The 8367-nt window shown below is 72.5% G+C and carries 9 protein-coding genes and 1 riboswitch; of the genes, 5 read left to right on the top strand and 4 right to left on the bottom strand.

The annotated features are described in order from the left end of the window. Positions 1–306: 306 nt before the first annotated feature. Together GTY47_RS19120 and GTY47_RS19115 are read right to left on the bottom strand one after the other, a co-directional pair. Entirely contained in the window at positions 307–540 is a 234-nt protein-coding gene (locus GTY47_RS19120) for a ferredoxin (RefSeq protein WP_010049179.1), read from the bottom strand. A gap of 2 nt (positions 541–542) precedes the next feature. Then, entirely contained in the window at positions 543–1994 is a 1452-nt protein-coding gene (locus GTY47_RS19115) for an aldehyde dehydrogenase (protein WP_010049176.1), read from the bottom strand. 113 nt (positions 1995–2107) lie between these two features. Between GTY47_RS19115 and GTY47_RS19110 the strand changes: the two genes are divergently transcribed. The 3 genes from GTY47_RS19110 (at position 2108) to GTY47_RS19100 (ending at position 4638) form a co-directional block, all read left to right on the top strand. Further along, positions 2108–3136, top strand: coding sequence for an MBL fold metallo-hydrolase (locus GTY47_RS19110; protein WP_029181826.1), 1029 nt, complete (start codon positions 2108–2110; stop codon positions 3134–3136). 48 nt (positions 3137–3184) lie between these two features. Then, the gene (locus GTY47_RS19105) at positions 3185–3640 is read left to right on the top strand and encodes a nuclear transport factor 2 family protein (protein WP_010049173.1); all 456 of its coding nucleotides are present in this window, start codon (positions 3185–3187) and stop codon (positions 3638–3640) included. A gap of 92 nt (positions 3641–3732) precedes the next feature. Beyond that, the gene (locus GTY47_RS19100; RefSeq protein ID WP_050810357.1) at positions 3733–4638 is read left to right on the top strand and encodes a helix-turn-helix transcriptional regulator; all 906 of its coding nucleotides are present in this window, start codon (positions 3733–3735) and stop codon (positions 4636–4638) included. Here the strand turns inward: GTY47_RS19100 and GTY47_RS19095 are convergent, their stop codons facing one another. Together GTY47_RS19095 and GTY47_RS19090 are read right to left on the bottom strand one after the other, a co-directional pair. Continuing rightward, on the bottom strand, positions 4639–5454 hold the full coding sequence (locus GTY47_RS19095; RefSeq protein WP_010049171.1) for an SAM-dependent methyltransferase: 816 nt from the start codon (positions 5452–5454) through the stop codon (positions 4639–4641). A 33-nt stretch (positions 5455–5487) separates the two neighbouring features. Continuing rightward, positions 5488–6177: a phosphotransferase gene (locus tag GTY47_RS19090; protein ID WP_010049170.1), complete on the bottom strand. Its 690-nt coding sequence runs from the start codon at positions 6175–6177 to the stop codon at positions 5488–5490. Positions 6178–6223: 46 nt separating this feature from the next. After that, positions 6224–6355: riboswitch (cobalamin riboswitch) on the top strand. Between the two features lie 112 nt (positions 6356–6467). Here GTY47_RS19090 and GTY47_RS19085 point away from each other — a divergent pair. Both GTY47_RS19085 and GTY47_RS19080 read left to right on the top strand, forming a co-directional pair. Then, complete coding sequence (locus tag GTY47_RS19085; RefSeq protein WP_010049169.1) at positions 6468–7694, top strand: prenyltransferase/squalene oxidase repeat-containing protein; 1227 nt, start codon at positions 6468–6470, stop codon at positions 7692–7694. Continuing rightward, positions 7691–8323: an SCO2322 family protein gene (locus GTY47_RS19080; protein ID WP_010049168.1), complete on the top strand. Its 633-nt coding sequence runs from the start codon at positions 7691–7693 to the stop codon at positions 8321–8323. The genes GTY47_RS19085 and GTY47_RS19080 overlap by 4 nt, the downstream gene beginning before the upstream one ends. The last annotated feature ends 44 nt before the right edge of the window (positions 8324–8367 follow it).

Genomic DNA, 8367 nt, shown 5'->3' with positions numbered 1-8367 from the left:
CCCGAACCAGCCACCCCACCGGACCCAGACCGGGAACCCAAACCAGCCACCCCACCGGGCCCTGACAGGGCCCCGACCCTCCACCCCACCGGCGCCTGACGGGCTCCCGAACCGGCCGCTCCGCCGGTCCCAAAACGGACCCCGAACCAGCCGCCCCGCCGGTCCCAGACGTGCCCGACCCAGCCACCCCACCGACCCCAGACGGGAACCGGAACCAGCACCCCGAACCAGCCGCCCCGCCGACCCTGTCGGCGTTTCCCGCCTGCCCCGGCCTTCGGGCGGGTGACGGGGATGTGACGGCTGGGCCTACTCCTCCGGTGGGAACACCGGCTCCCCGCTGTCCTCCAGCGTGATCGTGATCGCCTCCACCGGGCAGCTCTCCGCCGCCGCCAGCACCCGCTCGTTCGCGTCCGTGTCCGGGTCGGCCGGATGGGACTGCCGGGCGGAGTCCAGGCGGAAGCCGTCCGGCGCGTGGTGGAGGCACTGGGCCGAGCCGATGCACAGGGAGCGGTCGACCTCCACGTGCCAGCGGTCGCCCATCGCTACGCGTCCGCCGGGAGGTGGATCATCTTGTGCTCCAGGTACGCGCCGTACCCCTCGGGCCCGAACTCCCGCCCCAGGCCCGAGTTCTTGTAGCCGCCGAAGGGGCCCAGCATGTCCAGGCTGAAGGTGTTGACCGAGTACGTGCCCGTACGGACCTGCCGGGCGATCTCGATGCCGTGCTCGACGTCCGCCGTCCACACGCTGCCGCTCAGTCCGTAGTCGGAGTCGTTGGCGATCTTCACGGCGTCGGACTCGTCGTCGTAGGGCAGCAAGCAGATCACCGGGCCGAAGATCTCCTCGCGGGCGATGCGCATGGAGTTGTCGACGTCGCCGAAGAGGGTCGGCTCGACGTACCAGCCGCGGTCGAGGCCCGCCGGACGTCCACCGCCGGTCAGGATCTTCGCGCCCTCCTCCTGGCCGATGCGGATGTAGTCGAGGTTGCGCTGCTGCTGCCGGCGCGCCACCAGCGGGCCCACCTGGGTGGCGGGGTCCAGCGGGTCGCCGACCACCAGCGCGCCCGCCGCCGCGGCGAGGGCGTCGGCGAACTCGTCGTAGCGGGAGCGCGGGAGGAGGACGCGGGTCTGGGCGACACAGGCCTGGCCGTTGTTCATCCAGGCCGCGGGCGCGATGCCCGCCACGGCCGTCTCGACGTCCGCGTCGGGCAGGACGACGGCCGCCGACTTGCCGCCCAGTTCGAGCGTCACGCGCGTGAGGTTGCGGGCGGCGACCTCCATCACGCGCTTGCCGGCCGCGACGGAGCCGGTGAAGGACACCTTGTCGACGCCGGGGTGCCCGACCAGGTACTCGCTCACCTCCCGGTCGGCGGGCAGGATCGACAGCACGCCCTCGGGCAGCCCGGCCTCCCTCGCGATCTCGCCGAGCAGGTACGCGTCCAGCGGCGACTCGGGCGAGGGCTTGAGCACGGCCGTGCAGCCGGTGAGCAGGGCGGGGGCGAGCTTGGCGGCGGCGACGAACTGCGGGACGTTCCAGGGGACGACGGCGGCGACGACCCCGACGGGCTCGCGCCGGACGAGGATGCGGCCGAGCACGCCGTCGCGCCGCTCCTCGTACGTGAAGTTCCGGGCGACGGTGATCGCCGAGTCCCAGACCATGACGGCGCCGAGGGCCTGGGCGAGGACGCTCCAGGAGTACGGCGAGCCGTTCTGGCCGGAGATCACGCGGGCGATCTCGTCGTGCCGGGCGGCGATCCCGTCCTTGATCCTGCTCACGACCTCGATCCGCTCGTCGAGGCTCATGCGCGGCCAGGGGCCCTCGTCGAAGGCCCGCCGGGCCACCCCCACGGCCCGGTCCACATCCGCCGTCGAGGCGTGCGGGACGCGCCCGATGACCTCTTCCGTGTGCGGCGAGATCACCTCGATGACGTCCTCGCCCAGGGGGTCGGTCAACTCCCCGCCGACGAACAGCTTTCCGTGTTCCACGAGCTCTGTCATGGCCGACTGCCTTCATATCTGACGGTGTTTCAGGAACTGATACCAGTTCTCGTTATAGTGGGCAATGGCCGTGGAACGGAGGGCAGATGAAGAGCAGCCAGGACCGCGAGCCCATACCGGCGGTGTACGACCACGGCGGAGGCGTCCGGTCCCTGCGGGTCCCCATCCCGGACAACCCCCTCGGCCACACGCTGGTGTACGTCGTCGACACCGACCGGGGCCCGGTGCTGATCGACACCGGCTGGGACGACCCGGCGTCCTGGGACACCCTCGCGTCCGGCCTCACGGCGTGCGGCACCTCGGTCGCCGAGATCCACGGCGTGGTCGTCACCCACCACCACCCGGACCACCACGGCCTGTCCGGCCGGGTCCGTGAGGCGTCGGGCGCGTGGATAGCGATGCACGCGGCGGACACCGCGGTCGTACGGCGGACCCGGGAGGCCCGCCCCGAGAGCTGGTTCTCGTACATGACGGCCAAGCTCGCCGCCGCGGGTGCCCCGGAGGAGCACATCGCCCCGCTGCGCGCGGCCCGGCACCGCACCCTGCCGGGCCTCTCCCCCGCCCTGCCCGACCGCGACATCCTCCCCGGCGAACTCCTCGACCTCCCCGGCCGCCGCCTGCGCGCGATCTGGACCCCGGGGCACACGCCGGGCCACGTCTGCCTCCACCTGGAGGAGACCCACCCCGCCCGGCTCCACGGCCACGGCCGCCTGTTCTCCGGCGACCACCTGCTGCCCGAGATCACCCCGCACATCGGTCTCTACGAGGACCCCGACGACACCACCGTCACCGACCCCCTGGGCGACTACCTCGACTCCCTCGAACGCGTGGGCCGCCTGGCCCCCGCCGAGGTGCTGCCGGCCCACCAGCACCCGTTCCCCGACGCCGCCGCCCGCGTCCGCGAACTGCTCGCCCACCACGAGGCCCGCCTCACGGACCTGCTGACCCTCCTCGCCGAGCCGCTCACCCCCTGGCAGCTCGCCGAACGCATGGAGTGGAACCGCCCCTGGGCCGACATCCCCCACGGCTCCCGCACCATCGCCGTCTCGGAGGCCGAGTCCCACCTGCGCCGGCTGGTCAAGGCGGGCCGGGCGGAGGCGGTGCCGGGGAGTGATCCGGTGACGTATGTAGCGGTGCAATGAGGTGGCAAACCCGGCGGCGCCGGGACGCCGGGGTGCTAGGAAAGCCCCATGGACGCCATGGAACGCCTCCTCGCCGAACGCGCCTGCGAGCGCCTGATCACCGACTTCGTGCACCGGCTCGACCTCGGCGAACCCTCCTCCGTCGCCGACCTGTTCACCGAGGACGGTGTCTGGACGTGGCCGGAGGACGGGCGGCTGATCAAGGGGCGTGACGCCTTGCGCGCCTACTTCGGCTCCCGCCCCGCCGACCGGCTGTCCCGCCGCCTGATGTCCAACGTCCTGGTCAGGGTGGCGTCCCCGGACACGGCCGAGGCGATCTCGTACTTCACGACGTACCGCGTCGACGGCTACGAGGGCGGGGTCGTCCCGGCCGGGCCGCCGGTCCAGGTCGGGCACTACGAGGACACGTTCCACAGGGCCGACGGCACCTGGCTGCTCGCCTCCCGGACGCTGCACCTTCCCTTCGGCGGAGCCACCCCGCGGGCCAACTCGCCTTCGGCGTAAGCCGGATGGCGTCCGGGCAGGGCCCCTAGGATGAATGTGCCGCGGCGCTCGCAGGCCTGCGGAGTTGCGTTCCACCGCAAGGAGACACGCCCATGGGCACCGAAGAGGCCGCTCGTACGACATCCGGCAGCGGAGCCCTGGACAGCAGGTCGGCCGGGCCCATGGTGCCGCGGCTGGTGCTGGGTGCCCGGCTCAGGCGACTGCGCGAGGAGCGGGGCATCGGCCGGGCGGACGCGGGGCATGTCATCCGGGCCTCCTCGTCCAAGATCAGCCGGATGGAGGCGGGTCGGCACGGGTTCAAGCTGCGGGACGTCGCCGATCTGCTCACGCTCTACGGCGTCACGGACGAGGCCGAGCGCGCGACCCTGCTGGCGCTGGCCGAGCAGGCCAACACCCCGGCCTGGTGGCAGTATTACAGCGACGTGGTGCCCGCCTGGATGCAGATGTACCTCGGCGCCGAACAGGCGGCGAGCGTCATCCGCTGCTTCCAGGTCCAGCGCGTTCCCGGGCTGCTCCAGACCGCCGACTACGCGCGGGCCTCCATCCGGCTCGCCCACCCGGACGCCGGTGCGCAGGAGATGGACCGCCGGGTCGCGCTGCGGATGACCCGCCAGCGGATCCTGCACCGGCAGCCGGCGACCCGGCTGTGGGCCGTGATCGACGAGGCGGCGCTGCGGCGCCCGGTGGGCGGCGCCGCCGTCATGCGCGCACAGCTCAGGCATCTCATCGACATCTGCCGGCTTCCTCAGGTCACGGTGCAGATCCTGCCGTTCCGCGTCGGCGGCCACGCCGCGGAGGGCGGCCCGGTCACGATTCTGCGCCTGCCCGGTGGTGAGTTGCCGGACGTGGTCTACCTCGAACAGCTCACCACCGCGCTCTATCCCGACCGGCCCGCCGAGATCGAGTGCTACTGGGACGCGATGAACCGGCTGGTGGTCGAAGCCGAGTCACCGGACGAGACTCCGACCATTCTCCACCGCGTCCTCCAGGAGACCTGATCAGCGCTTCAGGGCGACACCGCCGTACTGGTGCACCTCCGCGGGGAGATCCAGGGCCGCGGCGTCGGGGCGCCAGCGCGAGCAGGACGTCACGCCCGGTTCGAGCAGTTCCAGACCGTCGAAGTAGCGGGCGATCTGCTCGGGGCTGCGCAGGATGTACGGGATCGAACCGCCGTCGTTGTACTGCTGGATGGCCCGGACGTAGTCATCGCTGGTGTCGGTGCTGTCGTACTGGACGAGGTAGCTGCCGGAGGGCAGGGCGTCCACCAGCTGCCGCACGATCGCGCATGCCTCGTCGTGGTCCTCGATGTGGCCCAGGATGCCCATCAGCATGAGGGCGACGGGCTGGTCGAAGTCCAGCGTCTTGCCGGCTTCCCGGATGATCGTGCTCGGCTCGCGCAGGTCGGCGTCGACGTAGTTGGTGACGCCCTCCGGGGTGCTGGTGAGCAGCGCGCGGGCGTGGGCCAGCACCAGCGGGTCGTTGTCGACGTAGACGATCCGGCTGTCCGGGGCCACCCCCTGGGCGATCTGGTGGGTGTTGTCCACGTTGGGCAGCCCGGTGCCGATGTCCAGGAACTGGCGGATGCCCTCCTCGGCGGCGAGATGGCGGACGGCTCGGGCGAGGAAGTAGCGGGCGGCGCGGGCTCCGGTCTCGATACCCGGGAAGATCTCGCGGAACGCGTCACCGGCCACACGGTCGACTTCGTAGTTGTCCTTTCCGCCCAGCCAGTAGTTCCAGATCCGGGCCGAGTGCGGCACGGAGGTGTCGATCTTGGGAAGCGGCTCCTGCCCGGAGTTCCCCACCTGATCACTCATGGACGCTCCTGCGTGTGGTCGTGGAGGCCCACGTTAGCTTGTTCGCCGACGCGTTCCCCCCTGAGACAGCATCAACTCCTCGGCCTTTCCGAGTAGTTCGACTTCGGCCCGGCTCATGGTCGGGTTGGCGGACCGCCGGCGCAGGGCCTCGGTGAGGGCGGGCCGGGTGAGGGGGGACGGGCCGGCGAGGAGGGCGGTCAGCATGGTGCGGGCCGGGCTGGAGAGGTGGTCACCGGCGACGGCGGCCTGGGCGAGGATGACGGCGGACGCCGCCCAGTCCAGGGCCGGGTCGCCCTCCTCCGTGTTCGACCAGTCGATGACGCGGGGACCGTCGGGGGTCAGGATCACGTTCTCCGGGTGCAGGTCCAGGTGCAGGACGCGGACGGCCGGGCCGGTGGAGCGCAGGGCGGGGATGGTGTGGAGGTTGCGCAGCAGCCGGGCGAGGAGCGAGCCCGCCTCCGTCAGGTCCAGCGTGCCCGCCAGGCAGGCCTGGAGCATGGTCGGGCCGGAGAGCCGTTCCAGCACCAGGTCCGTGCGCGAGCCGGTCGGACGGACCCGGGGCACCGGGTAGCCGTGGGCGCGCACGTGCTCCATCACCGCGCCCTCGCCCGCCGCGTCTCCCCCGCCCTCCCGTTCACGCCGCAGCACCCACGCCCCGTCGATCTCGTACACGTCGGCGCGGCGGCCCGAGCCGAGCAGTCGTCCCGGTGGTGTCGGCGGCATGCGCCGAAGGTACTCCGGCCCCCGGCACCCCTCAGCCCGTTCTGGACGTGCGGGTACAGTAAGCGGGTCGTCATCACACCCGTACGGGGGAAAGCCGGTGCAATTCCGGCGCTGACCCGCAACCGTGAACTGCCGTCGAGGCGGTGAGCCGGATCGCCCCGTACGGTTCGTGACCGGCTCACGTGCCCGGCAGCCCGCCGGTGCACGGCACCGTCGAGGTATACGGAGCCGAGCCGCCGGGGGTGCCCCGTGCTGCCCGGCTCCCCCGCAGGGAGAGGCACCCGCCGATCATGAACGTCCGCCGCAGCGCCGCGGTCCTCGCCGCCGTCGCCGTGATCTGCGCCGCCCCGCCGGCCGCCGCCGCCCCGTCCCCTTCCCCGTCCCAGGCCTTCCCCTCCGCCCTGTACGGCGACAAGGACCCCCGGTACGACGGCGTCTGGCGCCAGTCGCTCGCCCTCCTCGCGCAGCACACGGTGGGCGTGAAGCCCGCGGCGAAGTCCGTGCAGTGGCTGGTGCGCCAGCAGTGCGCGGACGGTTCCTTCGCCCCGTACCGCGCCGACCCGACCACCGCGTGCGACGCCAAGACCATGGTCGACACGAACCAGACGGCCGCCGCCGTACAGGCGCTCACCGCCCTCGGCGGGCACGACGCCGTCACCGGCAAGGCCGTCGCCTGGCTGAAGTCCGTCCAGAACAAGGACGGCGGCTGGGGCTACACGCCCGGCGGCGCCAGCGACACCAACTCCACGTCCGTCGTCATCGGCGCGCTGACCGCCGCCGGCGAGAAGCCGGAACAGGTCGAGAAGGGCGGCAAGTCGCCCTACGACGCGCTGCTGACGCTCGCCCTCGCCTGTGACGGCGACGACGCGGGCGCCTTCGCGTTCCAGCCGGACAAGAAGGGCGAGCTCGCCGCCAACGCGGACGCCACGGCGGCGGGCGTGCTGGGCGCCTTGGGCAAGGGCATGGTGGTGAAGCCCGCCGAGAAGACGGAGGCGACCGGGGCGGCGAAGGGCGAGACCTGCGCGGACGAGAAGACGCCTGAGCAGGCCGCGGCCAACGGAGCCGCCTACCTCACCAGGACGCTCGCCGAGGACGGCCACCTCACTTCGGCCCTCGCGGGCTCGGACCCCCAGCCCGACCACGGCAACACCGCCGACGCGGTCGTCGCGCTCGCCGCGCACGGCGACACCGGGCAGGCGGAGAAGCCCCTGCGCTGGCTGGAGAAGAACTCCGCCCCGTGGGCCGCCCAGAACGGCCCCGCCGCCTACGCCCAGCTCATCTTCGCCGCCCACGCGACGGGCACCAACCCGCGCGACTTCGGCGGCACCGACCTGGTGAAGCAGCTGAACGCGACCGGCCCGGCCCCGCAGACCGCCGGGAAGACCCGAGCGGCGGAGGAGAAGAGCGACTCGGGCTCGGACGTCTTCGGCGTCTGGTGGTACGTCGGTGTCTGCCTCGTCGCCGGCGTCGGCATCGGCTTCCTCTTCAGCGGCCGCAGGAACAGGCAGCAGCCGTGATCCGCCGAGCCGTTCTCCTTCTCCTGGCCTCGCTCCTGCTGTGCGCGGGAGCGGGCCAGGCCCAGGCCGCCGGCTACCGGTACTGGTCGTTCTGGGACCGCGACGGCGACCACTGGGTCTACGCCACCCAGGGCCCGTCCACCGCCCGCCCCTCGGACGGCGACGTCCAGGGCTTCCGTTTCGCGGTGAGCGAGGACTCCGGGGACGCGGCCCGACCGCGCGGCGAGGCCGACTTCACGACGATCTGCGCCAAGACGCCCGCGCAGGACGGCAGGAAGCGAGTGGCTCTGCTCCTCGACTTCGGCACGCCGACGGACGCCCCGCCCGGCGAGACGCCGCCCCCTGCCCGAACGGCCTGCGCCCGGGTCTCCCCCGACGCGACAACGGCCGAGGCCCTGGCAGCAGTGGCCAAGCCGTTGCGCTACGACACGAACGCCCTCCTGTGCGCCATCTCGGGTTACCCGGAGAAGGGTTGCGGAGAGCAGCTGTCGAAGAAGCAGCCCCCGACCGCAGAGAAGAAGCACACCTCGGACGGCGGCCCGTCCCTCGGTTTGGTGGGGGGAATCGCCGTAGTGGCGGTACTGGGCGCGGCAGCAATCTGGCAGGTACGGCGGCGTGGGCGGTCTTAGCCGGCTTAGCTGCGGGCAGTCGTGCCGCCGGGGCGGCACCGGTG

It is taken from the genome of Streptomyces sp. SID5464 (genome assembly GCF_009862985.1).
Lineage (GTDB): Bacteria > Actinomycetota > Actinomycetes > Streptomycetales > Streptomycetaceae > Streptomyces > Streptomyces chartreusis_D.
The sequence above is the reverse complement of the archived record's forward strand: the minus strand, read 5'-3'. Positions and strand labels throughout refer to the sequence as shown.